Below are 22,258 nucleotides of genomic sequence, written 5' to 3'. Positions count from 1 at the left end.
TAGAGGAGAAAATACTTAAACAAAGGATGCGGTCATATAGGACATACTATGTAAACATCAATATGTTTAGGGATTATTGACCATATTTTTATAAGGAGGAAATAGACGATGATGGGAAAGAAAATTTTAGTAGTTGATGATGAAAAGCCGATTGCAGATATTTTGAAGTTTAACTTAGAAAAAGAAGGTTTTGAAATAGTAATGGCGCATGATGGTGATGAAGCAATTGAAAAGGCTAATGAAGAGCAACCAGATATGGTTTTATTAGATATTATGCTACCAGGTAAAGACGGCTTAGAGGTTTGCCGTGAAATACGTAAAAGCTCAGAAATGCCGATTATTATGCTTACAGCAAAGGACTCTGAGATTGATAAAGTATTAGGGCTTGAGCTTGGGGCAGATGATTATGTAACGAAGCCATTTAGTACAAGGGAATTACTTGCTCGTGTGAAGGCGAATTTACGCCGCCATCAACAAGGTGGTGCTGCGGAAAAAGAAGAAAATACAGAAATGGTTATTGGACCAATTGTGATTAATCCAAATGCATATAGTGTAACGAAGCGCGAGGAAAATATCGAACTTACACATCGTGAATTTGAGTTGCTACATTATTTAGCGAAACATTTAGGACAAGTTATGACACGCGAACATTTATTACAAACAGTTTGGGGTTATGACTATTTTGGAGATGTGCGCACAGTAGACGTTACAGTACGTCGTTTGCGTGAAAAAATTGAAGATAATCCAAGCCATCCTACTTTAATTGTAACTAGACGTGGAGTAGGGTATTACTTGCGTGACCCAGAGCAGGAATAGTATATGAAGAAAGTTGGTTTTTTTCAATCTATTCATTTAAAATTTGTGCTTATATATATGCTATTAATATTAATAGCGATGCAAGTTATTGGAGTATATTTCGTAAGGGAATTAGAGAAGAGCTTAGTACAAGGTTTTAGGGATTCTTTAACGCAGCAAACAAACTTATTATCATATAATTTGAAGCAAGAGTTTAAAAAAAGTTATACAAAAGCAGAAACAGAGTCAACAGATGAAACGATTAAAACGTCAATTCGAAAATTTGCCTCTGATCAGAAGAAAGTTATACAAGAGGTAAGTGTATTTGATTCGCACAGAAAGTTACTGGCTATTTCAGATGAATCAAAGCAGAATAAGGTGAATCGAACATCAACTGATATAGCTGTTCAGCGAGTGTTAGTACAAAAAAAGCCAGAAGTGAAAATTGAGAAGGATGGTAGTACAGGTCATCGTGTTCAAGTTATGCTTACTCCGATTCTAGATGATAACGGTAAGGATGCGCTTGGTGTTATTTACATTGTGGCATCTATGGAAGATGTATATAAACAAATGAAGGATATAAATCAAATTTTTGCTACGGGAACAGTAATTGCTTTATTAGTAACGGCCGTACTTGGGATTTTATTGGCTCAAACAATTACAAGACCAATTTCAGATATGCGGAGACAAGCAATTGAAATGGCAAAAGGAAATTATTCCAGAAAAGTAAAAGTGCATAGCCATGATGAAATTGGACAACTGGCATTATCCTTCAATAATTTATCGAAAAAATTACAACAAGCTCGTTCTTCTACAGAAAGTGAAAGGCGTAAATTATCATCTGTTTTATCACATATGACAGATGGAGTAATTGCTACTGATCGAAAAGGGGATATTATTTTACTAAATGACCCTGCGGAAAAGATGTTAAATGTTTCTCGTGAAACAGCGCTCGATCAATCTGTTTTAGAGGTATTAGGGATACAGGAAGAATTTACGCTCGATCATTTATATGAAGAGCCAGATTCTGTTTTATTAGATTTTAGTACGAGAAATGAACCATATATTTTACGTGCTAGTTTCTCTGTTATTCAAAAAGAAACAGGGAAGGCAAACGGCTTAATTGCTGTACTATATGATGTAACAGAGCAGGAACGTATAGAACGGGAACGCCGTGAGTTTGTGGCAAATGTCTCTCATGAATTAAGGACGCCATTAACGACGATGCGCAGTTATTTAGAGGCACTTACAGATGGAGCATGGCAGGATCCAAATATTGCACCACAATTTTTAACGGTTACACAAGAAGAAACAGAAAGAATGATTAGACTTGTCAATGCGTTGTTACAGCTATCTAAACTGGATAGTACAGAGCATCGTTTAATGAAAGAATGGGTCGACTTTACTGATTTCTTTAATAATATTATTGATCGCTTTGAAATGTCTAAAGAGCAAAATGTAAGTTTCAAACGATCTTTCTCTAAGAAATCTAGATTTATTGATATGGATACTGACAAAATTACTCAAGTGCTGTATAACATTATTTCTAACGCATTAAAGTATTCACCAGAAGGTGGAACAGTAACATATCGTTTACGTGATCGCGGTGATTTATTAGAAATTAGTGTAAGTGACCAAGGAATGGGTATTCCAAAAGAAAACGTTGATAAAATCTTTGAACGTTTTTATCGCGTAGATAAAGCTCGTTCAAGACAAATGGGTGGTACGGGACTTGGATTAGCAATTGCAAAAGAAATGATTGAGGCACATGGTGGCTCTATTTGGGCGAAGAGTGAAGAAGGAAAAGGGACAACTATTTATTTCACGTTACCAATGGCAGCAGATGAAGAGGACGATTGGGAATGAGTATGGAAAACTTTAAAACAATAGTTTTAATTAACCTAGTTGTAATTAGCCTATTTCTTACTTTTAATCTATGGACGTATGTGCCAGATTCTACATCCATGCAAAACGCGAAATTTGTACAGGGGAATGAAGGAATGAACCAAACTAAAATTTCCGATGTTGTCCGTCCTACTTCTATTATCGTGCATAAAGATAAAAATCATTATGGGAGCAGAAGAGAGGCAGATATAGAATCAATCTATAAGCCCCTGGAAGTAGGGGAACTACATGATTTTAGAGAGATATCAATCACTAAGGGTGATTTCCTTTCATATGTGCATGGTGAAGGGAAAGTTGAACTTGTTTTCCCTACCGATATCCCATTTGATGCAGTAAAATCCATGTTTAACATGAAAGAGAAAAGTACAGATAAGCCTAAACATTTTAATCGTATTCTCCTTGATCCTTCTAGAAGTAAGGATCAAGAAATTAAAATTAACTTTGTTTCTGATGGTGATAACTTTAAAATATACGAGGCAAAATTAAGTGGCTTGTATTTAAAAGATATTGTAAATGCCCAAAATCAATTTATAGTATCAGCAAAACCTTATTTTGATTATCAACTCAATGATATGAAAAAATTATTTTTACCAGATGGAACGACAGAGTTAAGCAATATAACATATATTTCATCTAATTTAGCAGTTGATACGTTTAAGAATGCTCTGTTTAGTGATCCTCGTTATTTAAGTCCGATTACCGAGATGTCGAAAGAAACATTTACAGATGGTATTAGATCCATGGAAATTGAAAACGATCGTCACATGCTAAAGTATAAAAACTCTTCTGTCTTAACTGAGAAAACGATAGATAATTTAATGCTTTTACAAAAAAGCTTTGAATTTGTAAGTGGTCACAGTGGGAGTTTGGATTCATATCGTTTGGACTATATGAATAAAGGAGAGACAGTATTTCGCTTAAATGAAGATGGATATCCAGTATTCAATGCAGATGGATTAGCGGAATTAAGACAAGTATGGGGATCAGAAGAAGTAATGGAATATGAAAGACCGTTGCTGTCTTTAAATACTAAAGGTATAGAACAGAAGGTTACTCTTCCGTCAGGGCATGTTGTAATAGCATCCCTAGAAAATAATCCAGAGATAAAGAAACAAGTAATTAAGGATATTGGCATTGGATACAAGTTATCACTAGATGGGCAAGTGGTTCGACTACAACCAATTTGGTATGTAAAGCTTGTTGAAGATGAAACAGGTAAACAGAAAATCTATGAGTGGAGTGAGGGAGGACTAAATGGATTGGGATCGGATTAAAACCATATTTATTGTGACCTTTTTTGTTTTGGACCTCTTTCTCATTTTCCAATTCATTCAAAAGCAAGATAGTAATCAATTGGAGCTTATTGCAGAAACAAAGATAGATCAAGAATTAAAAGCAAATAAAATTACGATGGGAAATATCCCTAAAGAACCGAAAAAAGAGTCATTTATTAGAGCGGAAAATAAAGCCTTTAAAGAAGAAGATATACAGTCTTTGAAAAATCAAACGGTGCATATACAAAATATGTACAAGATAGAAAGTAAGCTAAAAGAGCCTTTTTTAAATACGAAATCATTATCAAAAGATAAGTATAATGAATTTTTGAAGAACTATGTATTGGATGGACAAAAGTATGAATTTGGAGCGGTGAAAGACTCTAAAATTTATTTCTTCCAAAAATATAAAGATAAGCCTATTTTCTATAATAATCAGGCGATGATTGTTGTGGAATTAAATGAAAAAAATGAACTTGTTTCATATACGCAGACAATGCTAACTGATTTAAAAGAAATGGGCGAAGGTGAAAAAACGAAAGAGCAAGAAATTATTACGGCTCAAACAGCTTTAGAAAATTTGTATTTAAAAAATAAAATTCATGGAAATACGCATGTTAAAGAAGCGCAAATTGGTTATGCCACTCTTACCGCATCTACTTCTAATAACCAAGTACTTGCTCCAACGTGGAATTTAAAAACGGAGCAGAAGCAGGACTTCTTTGTGAATGCAATTGAAGGACAAGTTATGGAATTAGGAGAAAAGGAAAATCAAGTGGTTGATGAACATACTGGAGTGAGAAAGAATGGGGTTGCATTTTAGCGTACTTGCAAGTGGAAGTACAGGAAATATGCTATACGTAGGAACCGATGAAAAAAAATTACTAGTCGACGCAGGTTTAAGTGGTAAAGCAACAGAGGCTTTATTTAAACAAGCAGAACTAAATATAAATGATGTATCAGGTATTCTTGTAACGCATGAGCATAGTGATCATATTAAAGGATTAGGTGTATTGGCACGTAAATATGATTTACCTGTTTATGCGAATGAGAAAACATGGAATGCAATGGAACATTTAATAGGAAATATCCCAACTGAACAAAAGTTTATTTTCTCAGTTGGTGATGTGAAAACATTTGGTGATATTGAAGTCGAGTCATTTGGAGTTTCTCATGATGCGGCAGAACCGATGTTTTATGCTTTCCATAACAATAATAGGAAATTAGCGCTTATTACAGATACGGGATACGTAAGTGACCGTATGAAGGGCGTTATTAAGGGAGCTAATGCTTTTGTATTTGAAAGTAATCATGATGTAGAAATGCTTCGTATGGGACGTTATCCATGGAGCATTAAACGACGTATTTTAAGTGACGTTGGGCATGTTTGTAATGAGGATGCTGCATTAGCGATGGCAGATGTAATTACAGATGAGACAAAGCATATTTATTTAGCCCATTTAAGCTTAGATAATAACATGAAAGAACTAGCGCGTATGTCAGTATCACAAGTACTAGAGGAAAAAGGATTTGGAGTGGGTGAATCCTTTGAAATTCACGATACAGATCCAAAAATGCCTACAAAAATTCAATACGTATAATTCTTCATTTTAGTAAACAATAAAGGTGAATATAGTTGTTTTCAGGAAGATAGGTGAACAAATATGTCCTTTATTGATGAAGAAAGTTATCGTATGAAACGTGCAGGAAAAAAGAAGCACAAAGGTATAGTTCTTTCGAGTATAGCGGGAACAATTGTAGGAGCTTCTTTATTTGCGTTTGGAGCGCCTTTATTTTCGAATTCTGCTGATACGCTTCCGCAAGCTGAAGCAAGTGGAAGTAATATGGCTGAAGCTCAAGGGATTAAACAGATTAGCTTTGTAGATGCTGTTGATCGTGCATCTGAAGCTGTTGTGGGTGTTATTAACATTCAACGAGATAATTTTTCAGAGGCAGATTCAGAGGCCGGTACAGGATCAGGAGTAATTTATAAAAAGACAGATGGTCAAGCTTATATTGTAACGAATAATCATGTTGTAGCTGGAGCGAATCGTATTGAAGTAAGTCTAAGTGATGGTAAGAAGGTTCCTGGAAAAGTATTAGGAACCGATGTAGTCACAGATTTAGCTGTATTAGAAATAGATGCAAAGCATGTGAAAAAAATAATTGAAATTGGCGATTCTAATACTGTTCGCAGAGGAGAACCAGTTATTGCGATTGGAAACCCACTTGGACTGCAATTTTCTGGAACAGTTACACAAGGTATTATTTCAGCTAATGAACGTATTGTCCCTGTAGATTTAGATCAAGATGGACATTATGATTGGCAAGTAGAAGTGTTACAAACAGATGCAGCGATTAATCCGGGGAATAGTGGTGGTGCGCTTGTAAATGCAGCAGGACAATTAATTGGTATTAATTCAATGAAAATTGCTGCAAAAGAAGTAGAAGGAATCGGCCTTGCTATTCCGGTGACTAGAGCTGTTCCGATTATGAATGAACTTGAGAAGTATGGAAAAGTAAGAAGACCGTATGTTGGGATTGAACTTAGGTCATTAAATGAAATCCCAAACTATTATTGGTCAAAAACATTACATTTACCAGGTACTGTAACAGAGGGCGTTTGTATTTTGGATGTGAAAAGTCCTTCGCCAGGTGCGGATGCTGGTTTAAGAGAACATGATGTTATTGTGGCAGTAGATGGAAAACCGATTCGCGATATTATTGGATTCCGTACGGCCTTATATGATAAGGAAATTAATGATAAAATGACTCTTACGTTTTATCGTGGTACAAAAAGAGTAACAACAACAGTGAAATTAGGCATTCAAAAGTATTAAAAACAGGAGGGCCTACCTCCTGTTTTCTATTGTAGAAAAGTGAGGTGTAGAAAATGAATTTACCTTGTTGTTTAGAACATGTTGAATTAGCGTTAGATATTATTGTGGATGAGTGTGAAGTTGCACCAGTTATCAACAATGTGGATAACTCGGGAAAAGAGAAAAAAACATGTGAATTTTGTCAAAATGAGGCGACATATGTTGTATCGAACACAGATTCTCACACAATATGTGGGTAGTATTTGTGGATATGTGGATAAGTTTTGTGGATAACATGTTTGTAAGGTGGAGGATACGTGTGAATATCTCGATTATTTCAATTGGGAAATTAAAAGAAAAATATTTGAAACAAGGTATAGCAGAATACTTAAAACGATTATCTGCATACGCAAAAGTAGAAGTAATTGAATTACCTGATGAAAAGGCGCCAGAAAATTTAAGTGAAGCAGAAATGTTAATTGTAAAGGAAAAAGAAGGTATACGTATACTGGATAAAATTTCTGATGACACGCATGTGATTGCATTAGCTATAGAAGGAAAGCAAAAGTCATCAGAAGAATTTGCGGTAAGCCTAGATCGCCTTGCTACATACGGAAAGAGTAAAGTCGCATTTGTAATTGGTGGATCACTCGGACTAAGTTCAGAAGTGATGAAGCGTTCAAATGAATCACTTTCTTTTTCAAAGATGACATTACCACACCAATTAATGCGATTAGTGTTGCTTGAGCAAGTCTATAGAGCGTTTCGGATTAATCGTGGAGAACCGTATCATAAGTAATGTATTCTATGTAAAACACTGATATTATCATATTTATTTTATTATGCCTATAATTGGAGGCTATGTGAATGGTAAGTGATCAGACGAGATATTCTAGACTCGCAAATATAACAAAAATAATAAATACGAAATTAGAACTACGTGACGTATTGCAGCGTGTGACAATGGCGATATCAGAGGAAATTGTTAGGTGCGATGCTGTTGGAATTTATTTACCCCAGGAAGATGGAACATTTAGAGGGTTTGCAGGAAAACCAGAGACTATAAATGGCGTAACGCTCGATACTCAAGTAATTGATCCTGAAATAGACTTACTGGCAAAAGAGGTTATTGAAACGAAAAAAACCATCTATATTCCTGATACCTCAAAGGATCATCGACCAGATCCTAGACCGGTTAATGCATTCAAAATTAAGTCCTTATTAGCTTTGCCTATCTCATTTGGGCAAGAGTTATTTGGTCTAGTTTTTTTATTTGATTATGGAATTCCGATGAACTTAACAGATTCAGAAATTCAAAGTGTTGAAGCTTATGTAAATATGGCTGCGGTTGCAATTCAAAACACAAATAATTTAAAACAAAAGGAAAACCTTATTGCTGAGAAGCAGCTGTTACTAAATGTTACACGTGATTTATCAATGTGTTCCTCGATACAGGAGAGTTTTGATAAATGCTTTTTTTACCTAGAACAGATTTTAGAGAGTAAAAATATGACTGCCCATCTTCTAGATCCGCTAGATAAAACAACAATTAAAACAACGAAATTAAGTAAGGGCTGTCATTGGACAGAAGCGGATTGGACAGAGAAAAGCTATGAAGCCAAGATTCAAGAAGTTATTCAAACAAAAAATATAGATAGTAAGGGTCTATTGATGATTCCATTGGTTTCAATTGGAGAAGTATTAGGGGTAATCGTCGTTGGCAAAGAAGGAAAAGCTCACAATTATGATCATTCTCAACTTCAACTAGCAAAATCTATCGTTGATGCCACAGCCCCTACGTTTTCGAATTTGTCATATATGGATCAACTAGAAAGCATAGTGGAAGAGCGAACGAGAGAGCTAGCTGCTGCTAATGAAAAAGTTACAAGTGTGATTGAATGTATTACGGATGGATTTTTTATTTTAAATAATAAATGGGAATTTACGTACGTAAATAAGCACCAATATTTTCCGCAAAGAAAAACAGCAAAAGATGTATTAGGAAAGAATATATGGGATGTTTTCCCGAGTGAAATCGACACAGTTATGTATAAGGAATTTCATCGTGCGATGTCAGAGCGAACTACAGTTCATTTCGAATTTCTTTCTACTGCAGATGAATATTGGCACGAAGTTATTGCATACCCGTATGATGATGGTATTTGTTGTATTTTTAAAAACATAACGGAAAAAAAGAAATATGAACAGGAATTGAAAAGATTATCCAACATAGATTTAATAGGGCAAATGGCAGCAGGTATCAGCCATGAAATTAGAAATCCAATGACAACAGTACTAGGATTTTTACAGTTATTAAAAGAAGAGAATACCTATGAGAAACATAATAAGTACTTTCATTTAATGATTGAAGAACTTAACCGTGCCAATTCTATTATTACTGAATTTCTCTCAATGGGTAATACAAGGAAATCGGATTTGCAGATGTTAGATTTAAATTCAATTATCCGCGATATTATTCCTTTAATAAAGATTGATACGTACAATCAAAATAAATATATTCAAGTCGATACAAATGACATTCCAGAATTACTTTTAAATCGTAATGAAATACGGCAATTATTAATGAATCTATATCGTAATGGCTTAGAAGCGATGAATACAGGGAAAGTTCTAACCATTAGCACTTACAAGGAAGGTCAAAATTGTGTGGTGCTTGCAGTGCGGGATCAAGGAAAAGGTATCAGGCCTGAAGTATTAGAGAAACTGGGTACGCCGTTTTACACGACCAAAGATAATGGAACTGGATTGGGGTTAGGTGTATGTTATGCCATTGCTGCCCGCCATAATGCAAAAATAGAAATTCAAACAGGATCGGAAGGCACTACCTTTTTTGTTAAATTTAATTATGAAAATAATAAAAAATAACCTTATTTAGAATAGTTACGATGAACCGTATCATAAATAAATTTATTCTTTGCATATAAAAGGATAAAAAGACCATTGGACAAAAATTACCGATGGTCTTTTAAATATTATTAGATGGTATGTAGATTTCCTAAAATAAGTATGTTTCTATTTCCATAAAAATATGCTGTAATATGAAGAGGAAAAAGTATAAGTAGTTAGAGAAGTGAGGAATTAAAGGTGAAGAAGTTTAAGAAGTTTTACTTGGAGATTACGAGTGTATGTAATCTTGCGTGTAGCTTTTGTCCGCCGACGGAAAGGCAGAAGCAATTCATTTCTGTGGAGGATTTTGCTAAAAGATTAGACCAAATTAAACCTCACACAGACTACATTTATTTGCACGTGAAGGGTGAGCCGTTGCTCCACCCGAAAATAGATCAACTATTAGACTTAAGTCATGAAAAAGGGTTTAAAGTTAATATTACAACGAACGGAACGTTAATTAATAAGAGAAGACATAGGCTGTTAAATAAGCCTGCGTTAAGACAAATGAATTTTTCACTGCATAGTTTTGATGGACATCCAGGTTCGCAAGATAAAGAGGGCTATGTAAGGAGTATACTTTCCTTTATTAGGGAAGCGACAAGTCAATCAGATTTAATTGTATCGTTAAGGTTATGGAATTTAACTCAGGATAATAAAACGAATGCTGAAATCCAGAAAAATAGAGAGTTATTATCTATAATTGAAAATGAATTTGATCTATCTTATCAAATTGAAGAGAAGCTTACACCAGGAAAAGGTATAAAAATTGCAGAACGTGTCTTTATTAATCAAGACTATGAATTCCAGTGGCCAGCATTACATGAAGAAGAGGATGATGGGAAAGGATTCTGTCATGGACTTCGTAATCAAGCGGGTATTTTAGCGAATGGAACAGTTATTCCTTGTTGTTTAGATGGTGAAGGGATTATTAACCTTGGGAATATTAATAATGATTCATTTTCTAACATTATCGAAGGTGAAAGAGCAACAAACATTGTCGATGGATTTTCGAAAAGAGTTGCGGTTGAAGAACTTTGCAGGAAATGTGGATATCGCAAACGGTTTGGGAAGTAAATATGAAATAAGCCCTCATAAAGCGAGGGCTTATTTTTTATACTTGATAAGAATGCTCTAATTTATCAATTAATGAACCAACGTAAGAAACAGCTTTACGGATTGCATCTGGTTTTGACATATCTACTCCGGCATGTTTCATTGTACCACCAGCGATCAATAGCAGGTTGTACTTCTTCTTTAATCATTTGAGCTACTGCAGTGGATGCAGTGTGTGCTGCCTTTTTTGTAGTATTTCTAGTAACGATTTACGGAAAGGTTCAAGTTTTGTTTCTTCAGTTAAATATTTTTCAATTGTTCCTTCGCCGAATATGAGGATTTCATTATGAATAAAGGATAGTGCAGTATGTACTTTCGTCCATAAAGCAGAAATTTTGGAAGAGTTCGCTTGAATACTTGGATTTGTACGATCAGTAGATTCTTTTAAACTTGCATATGAGTACAGTTTTGTTAACGTCATTAAAAGTTCTTCTTCTAAAAGTAGGCAATTTAATAAAGTGTGGGAGCTAGTATGTAAATGTCCTTTAAATGAATCAAGTTTCTTTATATCATTTTCCAATGCGTTTAATGCAGTATGCTATTCGGCATCAGAATTATACAAATTGGATAAATCCCATGTTAGTTCAGCAGGCACCTCTGCGCAATTAAGACGATTTTCTATTACATTTTTCAAGTCGTATATCCTCCTTCTTAAGACTATCTAAAAATATAACGATAGAAAATTCTGTTAAATTAAAATGTTTTTCATTTTTATATACAAAAAAGAAGGACAAGCATGAAAATGCTTGTCCTTCAAGTTAATTTAAGAATTAATATACTTTGTCACCATTGAAAATCGAGTTTTTCACGACAACATAATCTACAGTACGAATAGCGTCTAATTTTGTTCCACCAGCGTAAGAGATAGAAGATTGAAGATCTTGTTCCATTTCGATTAACGTATCTTCTAAAGAACCTTTATGCTCAACGAACATTTTCTTACCTTCAACGTTTTTCTTCTCACCCTTTTGGAATTCAGAAGCAGAACCGAAGTATTCTTTATAAAGTTTGCCATCTCTTTCAATTGTTTCCCCTGGAGACTCTTCGTGACCAGCGAATAGAGAACCGATCATGACCATAGTTGCCCCAAATCGAATAGATTTAGCTACGTCGCCGTGTGTACGAATACCACCATCAGCGATAATTGGCTTGCTTGCAGCTTTTGCACACCAGCGAAGTGCAGCTAGCTGCCAACCACCAGTTCCGAAGCCTGTTTTAATTTTAGTAATACAAACTTTACCAGGTCCAATACCAACTTTTGTTGCATCGGCACCAGCATTTTCTAATTCTCTTACCGCTTCTGGAGTTCCAACGTTTCCAGCGATAACGAAGCTCTCTGGTAAATGTTTTTTAATATGTTGAATCATGTTGATCACAGCATTAGAATGACCGTGTGCGATATCAATCGTGATATATTCAGGTGTCAGTTGCTCAGCAGCTAATTGTTGTACGAATTCATATTCGTCCTCTTTTACACCAACGCTGATAGAAGCGATTAATCCACGTGATTGCATATCTCTAATGAATGAGATTCGTTTCTCTGGTTGGAAACGATGCATGATATAAAAGTAGTTGTTCTCAGCTAAATAAGTTGCAATTCTTTCATCAATAATCGTTTGCATATTTGCAGGTACGACAGGTAATTTAAATTTATGTTTTCCTAAAGTGACAGTTGTATCACATTCAGAGCGGCTATTTACAATACATTTTGCAGGAATTAATTGAATATCTTCATAGTCGAATACGTTTTCCATCATTTACACCCCTAAAATACGAATATTTTATTTTTATTAATTAAAAATGTTCGTCCATAGGATAATTTACATTATTTTTATTAAGAAGTCAAAGGTTTAATTATTAATTTGGAATTTAAATTTTATTTAATGTTTTTTGTATTTAAATGTCTATAATGTATTTTAATGTTTATTGGTTTACTGTAGAATTATATTTGGAAAATAGTAGATAGATATATTAATTATGGGAGAGGTTTTATGGGACGTTTAGTTTATATGGATTGGCTACGCGTATTAGCAACAATTGCGGTCGTTACAATTCACGTTTCTGCTGGTTATGTTTCTATGTTAGATGCAAGTAACGTATCGCGTTGGATGGCTGGTAATTTTTATGATTCATTTTCACGTGCTAGTGTTCCGATATTTGTAATGATTAGCGGAGCTTTATTGTTAAGGGGAGCAAAAGATAGTTCTATTGGGGAATTTTTAAAGAAACGTGCAAGTAAAGTAATCATACCTTTTATAGGTTGGAGTGCTATATTTTACATCTATGGAGCTTGCGTAGGATATTTTCCGGCTTCTTTAAAACAGGGGGTAAAGTATTTTTTAACAAATAGTATTGGTTTACATCTATGGTTCTTATACATGATTGTAGGAATATACCTAATCGCCCCTTTACTGAAAGTATTCGTGAAAAATGCTAAAAAGAGAGAGATAGAATATTTTTTAATTTTATGGTTATATGCATCTGTTATAGTCAAACTAGTAAATTATTATTATCCTATCAACTTTAATATCGAACTATTTTATGTGACAAACTATGTAGGATATTTTCTACTAGGTTATTACTTATCTAATTATGATATTGCAAAAAAATGGAGAAACCTATCTTATATTGGGGGAATTTTAGGGTTTATTGGTACGTTCTTTATTACATACTATTATACAGTCAAAGCTAATGGGCAATTGGACCAATATTGGTATGAATATTTTGCGCCAGGTGTTGTACTTATGGCAATTGGATTATTTGTCTTTTTTAAATACACTTTCCAAAATTCGGAAAGACAATTACCATTTTTATTACGTGGTATAAACCAAGCAAGTCTTGGAATTTATATTCTTCACTTTTTCTTATTAAATAACTATCTATACATAGTTATTCCAAAGGTAGATGCCCATGTACATGCAATACTGGCAATACCTATAAATGTAATGATTACACTTTTTCTGAGTATGATAATAACTTTAGTATTGCAACGAATACCATTTGTAAAAAGGTTAGTTCCGTAAATATATTTTATCTAAAAAAATATATTTTTCATTATGTAGGTAGGCAGGCTTATTATTAAGACTGCCCTTTTCTATGTTGTTTTAAAAAATAATATAAAAAGAGTTATACTTAGGTTAAGATGATATTTCAACGAATTGCAAATATTAGTTTGATATATCATCTTAGTATAATTAAGTGTAGGAGAATAAAAAATATAATTATTAAATAAAGAATAAAATGAGGTTAGTACATGAGTAAAAGAAGCTTTGCTGAGTATACATTAAGTAAAGAAATTATAAGAGCACTTAATGGTTTAGGTTATAATCATCCAACAGAAGTACAAGGTGAGGTTATTCCAGTCGCATTACAAAAGAAGGATCTTGTTGTGAAGTCCCAGACTGGAAGTGGAAAAACAGCTTCATTTGGTATTCCACTTTGTGAAATGGTGGAGTGGGAAGAGAATAAACCACAAGCATTAGTTTTAACACCAACGAGAGAGCTTGCGGTACAGGTAAAAGAAGATATTACAAATATAGGTCGATTCAAAAGGATTAAGGCTGCGGCAGTTTATGGGAAATCTCCATTTGCACGTCAAAAATTAGAATTAAAGCAAAAGACACATATTGTAGTTGGTACTCCTGGTCGTGTGTTGGATCATATTGAGAAGGGTACCCTTTCTTTAGAGTGTTTGAAGTATTTAGTTATTGATGAAGCAGATGAGATGCTAAATATGGGCTTTATCGATCAAGTAGAGGCAATTATTGATGAATTACCTACAAAAAGAATGACGATGTTATTTTCAGCAACACTTCCAGAAGATGTTGAGAAATTGTCTCGTACATATATGAATTCACCAATTCATATTGAAATTAAAGCAGCTGGGATTACGACGGATAAAATTGAACATACTCTTTTTGAGGTGATAGAAGACGAGAAGCTTTCACTACTTAAAGATGTAACAACGATTGAGAATCCTGATAGCTGTATTATTTTCTGTCGTACACAAGAAAATGTAGATCATGTATATAGACAATTAAAACGAGCTAACTATCCTTGTGACAAAATACATGGTGGTATGGTACAAGAAGATCGTTTTGAAGTCATGGATGATTTTAGAAAAGGAAAATTCCGTTATTTAGTAGCCACAGATGTAGCTGCGAGAGGAATTGATATTGATAATATTACACATGTTATTAATTATGATATTCCACTTGAAAAAGAAAGCTATGTACATCGTACTGGAAGAACGGGACGAGCTGGAAATAGTGGAAAAGCTATTACATTTATAACACCATATGAAAATAGATTTTTAGAAGAGATTGAGGAGTATATTGGATTTGAAATTCCAAAGGCAATTGGACCTTTAAAAGAAGAAGTTATGAAAGAGAAAGCTGCATTTGAAGAAAAGATACATGCTAAACCAATTATAAAGAAAGATAAAAATGCAGATATCAACAAAGGCATTATGAAGCTGTACTTTAATGGCGGGAAGAAAAAGAAAATTAGGGCGGTAGATTTCGTCGGTACAATTGCTAAAATTAAAGGTGTTACAGCAGAAGATATAGGTATTATTACGATACAAGATAATGTTTCTTACGTTGAAATATTAAATGGAAAAGGACCACTTGTCTTGAAAGTCATGAAGACTACAACGATTAAAGGGAAACAACTAAAAGTTCATGAAGCAATTAAGTAAATAAAAAACTATCCACTTTAATAGGTGGATAGTTTTTTATTTATGATTCTTTTAAATCATCCACTAGTTGCTCCGCTAAACGTCTATACATATTACTCATAGTCACGAAGGATGTTAGTAGTAGAAATTTTTCTAGCTTTGTATCTTCTAAGGAAGAAATCTCATTTACTTCTGTAACACGGTTATTTACGTCTTGTTTAAAGCTTTCGACATTGCTTTCAGTAAGAGCAAGATAATTTTTGTATAACGTATTTAATTCGAATGAATCATCATTTAATAAGGAGTCATTTATAGTTTCTAATGAACTTTTTATGTCGTTAATGGAGAGAGCTCCCTTTAATTGATAAATTAGGCTAATTAAAATCATATGCTCTTTTGAATACTTTTTATTTTTGATAGGGATGAATAGTTTCCCTTTTGCGTAATTATTAATCATCGTTTTTGTTAATACTTTTTCATCATCAGTTCTCGTTGTATCTGCATAAGTATTCTCAAATAGTTGGACAACTTGGTCTACATATAAGTCAACATTTGGAATATCCTCAAGTTTAATGTTTTTTTCTAAATGTAATGTCTTAAGTAATTCATTTATATTTTCCACGTAGAATCCCTCACTTTTATAACTTAGTGGAACTTAATGTTTAATATATCTTTAAATATGGTATTACGAAACAAATGAATTGTAAATGTTGACCTTAAAAAGAAATGTGTATATAATTACATGTAGTTATGGAAACTACATGTAATTATATGAGGGGTGTTATTATGAATACTTATGTAAGGGAACCAGTTAATGCATTTACTCACTTAGGTGGAGCGATATTATCATTTATTGCGTTATTAGCTATGCTTGTGAAAGTTTCTATCAAGATGCCATCATTTGCTGCAATTACAGCTGTTATTTTGTTTGGTATTGGAATGATGGTCCTTTATACGGCGTCAGCTGTATATCATAGTGTTGTGGCCAATGAACGTGTTATTTACTTCTTTAGGAAGCTAGATCATTCTATGATTTTTATATTAATTGCAGGTACATATGCACCCTTTTGCTTAATTACATTAAATTCAGCAAGTGGTTTGCTATTATTTTGTTTAGTCTATGCAACTGCGATTTGTGGCATTGTATTTAAAATGTTTTGGTTTAATTGTCCAAGGTGGTTATCGACAGCAATTTATATTACGATGGGTTGGTTAATTGTTTTATTCTTTGCACCGTTAGCTGAGAATTTAAGTACAGGAGGCATTATTTTCTTAGTACTTGGGGGCATTTTTTATACAATTGGTGGATTTATTTATGGAACAAAGCCAAAATGGTTAGAGTTTAAATATATGGGGCATCATGAAATTTTTCATGTTTTTGTATTATTAGGTAGTCTTGCGCATTTTCTAAGTGTATATTGTTACGTAATTTAATAAAAAAACGCCACATAATAAAAATTATGTGGCATTTTTTTATTACCTGATTAGAATCGTATATGTTATAAAATTATTATGGGATAAAATGTAAGTTTCTGTGTTCGCATGTTAAACATAGGATAAGAAATATGTGATATACTTTGAGAAGTTTATAATGAATGAAATATGGAGGACTATAATTATGGCAATACTTGTAACAGGTGGAGCAGGATATATTGGTAGTCATACATGTGTAGAATTACTAAATAGCGGTTACGAAGTTATAGTAGTGGATAATCTTTCGAATAGCTCGGTAGAATCTATAAATCGAGTAAAAGAAATAACAGGAAAACAATTTAAGTTTTATAAAGAAGATGTTTTAAATCGCGAAGCGCTTGACGCAATTTTTGAAGAAAATGCAATTGAAGCAGTTATTCACTTTGCAGGATTTAAAGCTGTAGGGGAGTCAGTAGCGATTCCATTAACATATTATCATAACAACATTACAAGCACGTTAGTGCTATGTGAAGTAATGCAGAAACATAATGTAAAGAAGATAATCTTTAGTTCATCTGCAACTGTATATGGTATCCCGGAAACGTCACCGATTACGGAGGAGTTTCCATTAAGTGCAACAAATCCATATGGTCAAACGAAATTAATGATTGAGCAAATTATGCGTGATGTAGCATTTGCAGATGCAGAATGGAGTATCGCATTACTTCGCTATTTCAATCCATTTGGTGCACACGAAAGTGGGCGTATCGGAGAAGATCCAAATGGAATCCCAAATAACTTAATGCCATATGTAACGCAAGTAGCGGTAGGTAAGTTAAAAGAATTAAGCGTATTCGGAAATGACTATCCAACGAAAGATGGAACAGGAGTCCGTGATTACATCCATGTTGTGGACTTAGCAAATGGTCACGTAAAGGCGCTTGAGAAAGTACTGAGTACAACAGGAGTAGATGCTTATAACCTGGGCACAGGCATGGGCTATAGTGTACTAGAGATGGTTGAAGCGTTTGAAAAAGTTTCGGGCAAGAAAGTTCCTTATAAAATTACAGAGCGTCGCCCAGGTGATGTGGCAGTATGTTTTGCTGATGCATCGAAAGCAAAGCGTGAATTAGGCTGGGAGGCAACACGCGGATTAGAAGAAATGTGTGCTGACTCTTGGAAATGGCAATCAAATAATAAAAATGGCTATTTAGAAGTTTAATGATGAATATAAAAAATGACCTTTGCATAAAAGCAAGAGGTCATTTTTTATATTCATTTTCTACTAAGTTTATTAGCGAACCTAGAACAGAACGTTCGCTGTTTTAAATGATATGATTTTACAATATCTTATGCTAGAAGGTAGTAGAATGAGATAGAGTAATGTATTATTTTATTAATTTTTTATGGGAATTGAAAGCGTATTATTGAAATGTATTCCAACACTTGTATCATTGCTAGAGTACGTTTATAATCAAGGAATCCTAGTTCATGTTTTGATAGGAGTATTTATTATTGAAAGCGTTTTAAGTTCACTCCTTTTTTCGAGGTAGGAGGTCTGACTTATTTAGGTGAAAAATTATGTATGTAGTTTTAAATGGGAAGAAAAATAATATAAGTATCATTTTATAGTGTGGGGAGGTTAAAAGTGTGAAAGGTAAAGATTTTCACACGAATATATATGGGTTATGTAGGATTATTACTTTCAGGGGCAGCTTTATTTTTAAATAGTCTTGTTATATTAGGGAAAGCAGAGATGAAAAGTGCGGGTGTTTTTAATTTATTTGTGGGTGCACTACAAATTATTATTCCGTTTTATTTGATTATGATTTCTGACCAAAGCAATTGGACAGTGTATTCATATGCGGCTACTTTCTTATTTGGATTAACTTATTTATATGTAGGTGTTACTTTTATAAAAGGAATGGATAGTAGTGGTCTAGGATGGTTTTGTATTTGGGTAGCAATTATAGCCTTATTCTATATGGTTGTTTCATTTGTTCAATTCCATGATGTTGTTAATGCGTTAACGTGGTTTATGTGGGCATTACTTTGGTATTTATTCTTTGTATTAAATACACAAAAGAAGAACATTAATCAATATCTTGGAAGGATTGCCTTCGTACAATCATGGGTAACATTGACTTTACCTTCACTCTTTTATTTTATGGGAGTGTGGGGAGAGGGATTCGTATATGAATTATGGGTTTATGTATCTGTAATTTCTATTTTATACTTCTGTTATTGTATTTATAAATATCGAGTACGTTAATATATTATCTGTATAAAGGCATGGAATCGTTAAACGAATTCCATGCTTTTTATATGTTAGCACTTATAATAGAGAGGTAGTATTTTACAATTTGCTAAAGTGGGGATGATGAAGTTGAAAAAAGTATTGGTGCTAGGGGGAACAAGATTTTTTGGTAAACATTTAGTAGAAGCACTTTTGCAAGAGGGGCACGATGTAACGATTGCGACGAGAGGAATTACGGAAGATTCTTTTGGCAGTAGAGTAAAAAGACTTATTGTAGATAGGGAAGATGAAAAACAACTAGCAGAGCGTCTAGGAGATAAAAGTTATGATATTGTATACGATAATTTATGCTATAGCTCGAATGCAGCGAAGGTAATATGTGAAGTGTTACGAGGGAAAACGAAGAAATATGTTATGACATCTTCAATGGCCGTCTATGAACCTGCCCTAAGCTTATCAGAAGAAGACTTTAATCCGTACGAGTATGCAATCGCGTATGGAGATAGGAATGACTTCAATTATGGTGAAGGAAAGAGATTAGCTGAAGCCGTTGTATTTCAACATGCAACATTCCCAGTCGTTGCAGTGCGTTTTCCAGTTGTTATTGGAGAAAATGATTATACGAAAAGGTTACAATTTTACGTTGAATGTATTGTGAACCAAAAACCTATCGTTGTGGATCATGTAGATGGAACTTTGTCATTTATACATGAAAAAGAGGCAGGAGAGTTTCTAGCTTGGTGCGGAATGGCAAATGTGAGAGGACCAATTAACGCCTGTAGTAACGGAGTAGTTTCTATGGAAGAAATTATTCATTTCATAGAAGAGAAGACAGGAATAAAAGCACTCATTCAGAAAGCTGGGGGAAATATAGCTCCTTATAATGAGGTAACTAACTGTACGTTACATAATGGAAAGGCTCGTGAATTCGGATTTTTGTTCCGAGAGCTGAAACTAGAAATAAAAAATATTTTAAAACATTATATAAATACAATGAAGTAATCATAAATCCCCCGGTGGCAATCCGGGGGATTCTGGAGGATTTCGACAATACTGATTTTACATTACCAAATTTACCTTATACGTACGACTAATGTTTTTGTGATTGAATTGCTTGTAAATACTTCTCGTTTACTTGGTCCCAGTTTACTGTATGCCACCAGTTGGTAACAAACTCTGGGCGCCTATTTTGATACTTTAAATAATAAGCATGTTCCCATACATCAATTACGAGTAAGGGGATTTTCCCTTCTTGCAAAGGCGTATCTTGATTTGGTGTACTCATAACAGAGAGTTCCTCACCGTCAAGAACAAGCCATCCATAGCCACTTCCAAAACGACTAATAGCTGCTTTGGAAAGTTGATCTTTTAAGTTGTCAAAGGTATTGAAATAATAATCAATTACTTTTGCAACGTCTCCATTAGGCTCACCGCCACCTCGTGGGCTCATCACTTCCCAAAAAAGACTATGACAATAGTGACCACCACCGTTATTTCGTACAGCTGTAACAATTTCCTTCGGTAAAGCATCTAAATTACATAGCAATTCTTCTAAAGATTTATTATGTAATTCAGTATAATTTTCTAAAGTAGCATTTAAATTGTTTACGTATGTCGCATGGTGCTTTCCATGATGAATGGCAAGTGTATTGCTATCAATATGTGGCTCTAGTTCATCATAGTCATATGAAAGCTTTGGCAATTGAAATGAAGACATAACATTCCCTCCTTTCGACTTAAAAAGTTGGTCTAGGTAAAAACAATTTACCTGAGTCAAAAATACACCCATTTTCCATATAAGTCAATAGTAATTCCATTAATTTTCTGAAAAATATTACAATAAAAGTAACACTCTCACTTTCATTTGTGACTCCTATCCTTTTTGCTTATACTGTAAAGTAGCAGGGTTTTGTTGAAATAGAAGGAGATTGTTTATGAGTAAAACGAAACAATTAATAGAGGAAGCAAGTAATTTTATTACGATTTGTTATAAGGAGCTTCATAAAGAACAATTGATAGAAGAACGTATAAAAGAAATTCAAATTGAGATAGAGAAGACAGGGACATATGAGCATACATTTGAAGAACTTGTTCATGGTTCACGAATGGCATGGCGTAACAGTAATAGATGTATTGGAAGACTATTTTGGAGTAAGATGCACATATTAGATGCGCGCGAAGTAAATGATGAAGAGGGTGTATATAATGCATTAATTCATCATATTAAATATGCAACGAACGACGGAAAAGTTAAACCAACCATTACGATTTTTAAGCAATATCAAGGTGAAGAAAATAATATAAGAATTTATAATCACCAATTGATTCGATATGCAGGATATAAAACAGAAACGGGAGTGATTGGTGATTCTCATTCCGCTACATTTACGGACTTTTGTCAGGAGCTTGGTTGGCAAGGAGAAGGTACGAATTACGATGTATTGCCACTTGTGTTTTCTATAAATGGAAAAGCGCCTATATATAAAGAAATTCCGAGAGAAGAAGTAAAAGAAGTGCCAATTGAACACCCGGAATATCCTATTTCATCACTTGGAGTAAAATGGTATGGTGTTCCAATGATTTCAGATATGCGTTTAGAAATTGGCGGTATTTCTTATACAGCCGCTCCGTTCAATGGATGGTATATGGGAACAGAAATTGGGGCGCGCAACTTAGCAGATCATGATCGTTATAATTTACTTCCGGCTGTTGCGGAGATGATGGATTTAGATACATCGAGAAACGGTACCTTATGGAAAGATAAGGCGCTAATTGAGTTAAATATTGCCGTACTACACTCCTTTAAAAAACAAGGAGTTAGTATTGTTGATCACCATACTGCTGCACAACAATTTCAGCAATTTGAGAAGCAAGAAGCTGCTTGTGGTCGTGTTGTAACAGGTAATTGGGTATGGCTTATTCCACCATTATCTCCAGCTACCACCCACATTTATCATAAACCGTATCCGAATGAAATTTTGAAGCCAAATTTCTTTCATAAATGATATTTAGTGTAGGTTTTTTCTGTGAAATATAATTTTTTTTAATTACTGTTATGTAGCAAATGGAAGCCTTTACTCTCGGTTATTTTTGG

General features: G+C 34.0%; 21 protein-coding genes and 1 pseudogene. 17 read left to right on the top strand and 5 right to left on the bottom strand.

Annotated features, from left to right (window positions below; all coding sequences use genetic code 11):
- Positions 1 to 108 precede the first annotated feature (108 nt).
- The 10 genes from walR (at position 109) to BHV55_RS27165 (ending at position 10,777) form a co-directional block, all read left to right on the top strand.
- On the top strand, positions 109 to 816 hold the full coding sequence (gene walR, locus BHV55_RS27210; RefSeq protein ID WP_000971865.1) for a cell wall metabolism DNA-binding response regulator WalR: 708 nt from the start codon (positions 109 to 111) through the stop codon (positions 814 to 816).
- 3 nt (positions 817 to 819) lie between these two features.
- Positions 820 to 2,661, top strand: coding sequence for a cell wall metabolism sensor histidine kinase WalK (gene walK, locus BHV55_RS27205; protein ID WP_000755367.1), 1,842 nt, complete (start codon positions 820 to 822; stop codon positions 2,659 to 2,661).
- Complete coding sequence (locus tag BHV55_RS27200) at positions 2,658 to 3,974, top strand: YycH family regulatory protein (protein ID WP_000061563.1); 1,317 nt, start codon at positions 2,658 to 2,660, stop codon at positions 3,972 to 3,974. The genes walK and BHV55_RS27200 overlap by 4 nt, the downstream gene beginning before the upstream one ends.
- Positions 3,955 to 4,797: a two-component system regulatory protein YycI gene (locus BHV55_RS27195; RefSeq protein ID WP_000383740.1), complete on the top strand. Its 843-nt coding sequence runs from the start codon at positions 3,955 to 3,957 to the stop codon at positions 4,795 to 4,797. Before BHV55_RS27200 ends, BHV55_RS27195 begins: the two co-directional genes overlap by 20 nt.
- Positions 4,781 to 5,575 (top strand): MBL fold metallo-hydrolase, encoded by a 795-nt coding sequence (locus BHV55_RS27190; RefSeq protein WP_000522837.1) that lies wholly within the window; start codon positions 4,781 to 4,783, stop codon positions 5,573 to 5,575. Before BHV55_RS27195 ends, BHV55_RS27190 begins: the two co-directional genes overlap by 17 nt.
- Before the next feature lie 63 nt (positions 5,576 to 5,638).
- Positions 5,639 to 6,814: a S1C family serine protease gene (locus BHV55_RS27185; RefSeq protein WP_000008042.1), complete on the top strand. Its 1,176-nt coding sequence runs from the start codon at positions 5,639 to 5,641 to the stop codon at positions 6,812 to 6,814.
- 53 nt (positions 6,815 to 6,867) lie between these two features.
- A complete protein-coding gene (locus BHV55_RS27180) occupies positions 6,868 to 7,053 on the top strand; it encodes a CxxH/CxxC protein (RefSeq protein ID WP_001052831.1) in 186 nt (61 codons plus the stop codon).
- 59 nt (positions 7,054 to 7,112) lie between these two features.
- Positions 7,113 to 7,592: a 23S rRNA (pseudouridine(1915)-N(3))-methyltransferase RlmH gene (gene rlmH, locus BHV55_RS27175; protein ID WP_001027003.1), complete on the top strand. Its 480-nt coding sequence runs from the start codon at positions 7,113 to 7,115 to the stop codon at positions 7,590 to 7,592.
- A gap of 68 nt (positions 7,593 to 7,660) precedes the next feature.
- The gene (locus BHV55_RS27170; RefSeq protein WP_000253111.1) at positions 7,661 to 9,679 is read left to right on the top strand and encodes a GAF domain-containing sensor histidine kinase; all 2,019 of its coding nucleotides are present in this window, start codon (positions 7,661 to 7,663) and stop codon (positions 9,677 to 9,679) included.
- 219 nt (positions 9,680 to 9,898) lie between these two features.
- On the top strand, positions 9,899 to 10,777 hold the full coding sequence (locus BHV55_RS27165) for a radical SAM/SPASM domain-containing protein (protein ID WP_000713633.1): 879 nt from the start codon (positions 9,899 to 9,901) through the stop codon (positions 10,775 to 10,777).
- A 37-nt stretch (positions 10,778 to 10,814) separates the two neighbouring features.
- On the opposite strand, the gene BHV55_RS27160 is transcribed toward BHV55_RS27165, so the two are convergent.
- From BHV55_RS27160 to guaC, 3 genes and pseudogenes are all read right to left on the bottom strand, one after another.
- Positions 10,815 to 10,919 (bottom strand): oligoendopeptidase F, encoded by a 105-nt coding sequence (locus tag BHV55_RS27160; protein WP_009327392.1) that lies wholly within the window; start codon positions 10,917 to 10,919, stop codon positions 10,815 to 10,817.
- 60 nt (positions 10,920 to 10,979) lie between these two features.
- Positions 10,980 to 11,450 (bottom strand): annotated as a pseudogene (locus BHV55_RS27155) (oligoendopeptidase F); the annotation flags it as partial.
- Between the two features lie 136 nt (positions 11,451 to 11,586).
- Positions 11,587 to 12,570 carry a GMP reductase gene (gene guaC, locus BHV55_RS27150; RefSeq protein WP_000432447.1) on the bottom strand — a complete coding sequence of 328 codons (984 nt, stop codon included), beginning with the start codon at positions 12,568 to 12,570 and terminating at the stop codon, positions 11,587 to 11,589.
- A gap of 237 nt (positions 12,571 to 12,807) precedes the next feature.
- Here guaC and BHV55_RS27145 point away from each other — a divergent pair, with 237 nt between their 5' ends.
- Together BHV55_RS27145 and BHV55_RS27140 are read left to right on the top strand one after the other, a co-directional pair.
- Positions 12,808 to 13,839, top strand: a complete 1,032-nt coding sequence (locus BHV55_RS27145; RefSeq protein ID WP_000533187.1) for an acyltransferase — start codon at positions 12,808 to 12,810, stop codon at positions 13,837 to 13,839.
- Between the two features lie 230 nt (positions 13,840 to 14,069).
- Positions 14,070 to 15,515 carry a DEAD/DEAH box helicase gene (locus BHV55_RS27140; protein WP_070758281.1) on the top strand — a complete coding sequence of 482 codons (1,446 nt, stop codon included), beginning with the start codon at positions 14,070 to 14,072 and terminating at the stop codon, positions 15,513 to 15,515.
- A gap of 40 nt (positions 15,516 to 15,555) precedes the next feature.
- On the opposite strand, the gene BHV55_RS27135 is transcribed toward BHV55_RS27140, so the two are convergent.
- The gene (locus BHV55_RS27135) at positions 15,556 to 16,116 is read right to left on the bottom strand and encodes a DUF1836 domain-containing protein (RefSeq protein ID WP_000427884.1); all 561 of its coding nucleotides are present in this window, start codon (positions 16,114 to 16,116) and stop codon (positions 15,556 to 15,558) included.
- 164 nt (positions 16,117 to 16,280) lie between these two features.
- On the opposite strand from BHV55_RS27135, the gene trhA reads away from it, so the two are divergent.
- From trhA to BHV55_RS27115, 4 genes are all read left to right on the top strand, one after another.
- Entirely contained in the window at positions 16,281 to 16,928 is a 648-nt protein-coding gene (gene trhA / locus BHV55_RS27130; RefSeq protein WP_001099728.1) for a PAQR family membrane homeostasis protein TrhA, read from the top strand.
- 184 nt (positions 16,929 to 17,112) lie between these two features.
- A complete protein-coding gene (galE, locus tag BHV55_RS27125) occupies positions 17,113 to 18,129 on the top strand; it encodes a UDP-glucose 4-epimerase GalE (protein WP_000996540.1) in 1,017 nt (338 codons plus the stop codon).
- A gap of 459 nt (positions 18,130 to 18,588) precedes the next feature.
- The gene (locus tag BHV55_RS27120) at positions 18,589 to 19,179 is read left to right on the top strand and encodes an AmiS/UreI family transporter (RefSeq protein ID WP_000542569.1); all 591 of its coding nucleotides are present in this window, start codon (positions 18,589 to 18,591) and stop codon (positions 19,177 to 19,179) included.
- A gap of 105 nt (positions 19,180 to 19,284) precedes the next feature.
- A complete protein-coding gene (locus BHV55_RS27115; protein ID WP_033668094.1) occupies positions 19,285 to 20,166 on the top strand; it encodes an NAD-dependent epimerase/dehydratase family protein in 882 nt (293 codons plus the stop codon).
- A gap of 88 nt (positions 20,167 to 20,254) precedes the next feature.
- Here BHV55_RS27115 and sodA read toward each other — a convergent pair whose 3' ends face one another.
- Positions 20,255 to 20,881, bottom strand: a complete 627-nt coding sequence (sodA, locus tag BHV55_RS27110) for a superoxide dismutase [Mn] (RefSeq protein ID WP_000094035.1) — start codon at positions 20,879 to 20,881, stop codon at positions 20,255 to 20,257.
- Positions 20,882 to 21,098: 217 nt separating this feature from the next.
- Here sodA and BHV55_RS27105 point away from each other — a divergent pair, with 217 nt between their 5' ends.
- Positions 21,099 to 22,169 carry a nitric oxide synthase oxygenase gene (locus tag BHV55_RS27105; RefSeq protein ID WP_048568684.1) on the top strand — a complete coding sequence of 357 codons (1,071 nt, stop codon included), beginning with the start codon at positions 21,099 to 21,101 and terminating at the stop codon, positions 22,167 to 22,169.
- Positions 22,170 to 22,258: the final 89 nt, after the last annotated feature.

Origin of the sequence: Bacillus sp. RZ2MS9 (assembly GCF_001816185.2) — a bacterium.
GTDB lineage: Bacteria > Bacillota > Bacilli > Bacillales > Bacillaceae_G > Bacillus_A > Bacillus_A cereus.
This window is presented reverse-complemented; position numbering and strand designations above follow the sequence as displayed.

What these genes read in the sequence shown, in the direction of transcription:
- walR (WP_000971865.1), top strand. Translation starts at nt 109, where the DNA reads ATGATGGGAAAGAAAATTTTAGTAGTTGATGATGAAAAGCCGATTGCA.
- walK (WP_000755367.1), top strand. Translation starts at nt 820, where the DNA reads ATGAAGAAAGTTGGTTTTTTTCAATCTATTCATTTAAAATTTGTGCTT.
- BHV55_RS27200 (WP_000061563.1), top strand. Translation starts at nt 2,658, where the DNA reads ATGAGTATGGAAAACTTTAAAACAATAGTTTTAATTAACCTAGTTGTA.
- BHV55_RS27195 (WP_000383740.1), top strand. Translation starts at nt 3,955, where the DNA reads ATGGATTGGGATCGGATTAAAACCATATTTATTGTGACCTTTTTTGTT.
- BHV55_RS27190 (WP_000522837.1), top strand. Translation starts at nt 4,781, where the DNA reads ATGGGGTTGCATTTTAGCGTACTTGCAAGTGGAAGTACAGGAAATATG.
- BHV55_RS27185 (WP_000008042.1), top strand. Translation starts at nt 5,639, where the DNA reads ATGTCCTTTATTGATGAAGAAAGTTATCGTATGAAACGTGCAGGAAAA.
- BHV55_RS27180 (WP_001052831.1), top strand. Translation starts at nt 6,868, where the DNA reads ATGAATTTACCTTGTTGTTTAGAACATGTTGAATTAGCGTTAGATATT.
- BHV55_RS27170 (WP_000253111.1), top strand. Translation starts at nt 7,661, where the DNA reads ATGGTAAGTGATCAGACGAGATATTCTAGACTCGCAAATATAACAAAA.
- BHV55_RS27160 (WP_009327392.1), bottom strand. Translation starts at nt 10,919, where the DNA reads ATGAAACATGCCGGAGTAGATATGTCAAAACCAGATGCAATCCGTAAA.
- guaC (WP_000432447.1), bottom strand. Translation starts at nt 12,570, where the DNA reads ATGGAAAACGTATTCGACTATGAAGATATTCAATTAATTCCTGCAAAA.
- BHV55_RS27145 (WP_000533187.1), top strand. Translation starts at nt 12,808, where the DNA reads ATGGGACGTTTAGTTTATATGGATTGGCTACGCGTATTAGCAACAATT.
- BHV55_RS27140 (WP_070758281.1), top strand. Translation starts at nt 14,070, where the DNA reads ATGAGTAAAAGAAGCTTTGCTGAGTATACATTAAGTAAAGAAATTATA.
- trhA (WP_001099728.1), top strand. Translation starts at nt 16,281, where the DNA reads ATGAATACTTATGTAAGGGAACCAGTTAATGCATTTACTCACTTAGGT.
- galE (WP_000996540.1), top strand. Translation starts at nt 17,113, where the DNA reads ATGGCAATACTTGTAACAGGTGGAGCAGGATATATTGGTAGTCATACA.
- BHV55_RS27120 (WP_000542569.1), top strand. Translation starts at nt 18,589, where the DNA reads ATGGGTTATGTAGGATTATTACTTTCAGGGGCAGCTTTATTTTTAAAT.
- BHV55_RS27115 (WP_033668094.1), top strand. Translation starts at nt 19,285, where the DNA reads ATGATGAAGTTGAAAAAAGTATTGGTGCTAGGGGGAACAAGATTTTTT.
- sodA (WP_000094035.1), bottom strand. Translation starts at nt 20,881, where the DNA reads ATGTCTTCATTTCAATTGCCAAAGCTTTCATATGACTATGATGAACTA.
- BHV55_RS27105 (WP_048568684.1), top strand. Translation starts at nt 21,099, where the DNA reads ATGAGTAAAACGAAACAATTAATAGAGGAAGCAAGTAATTTTATTACG.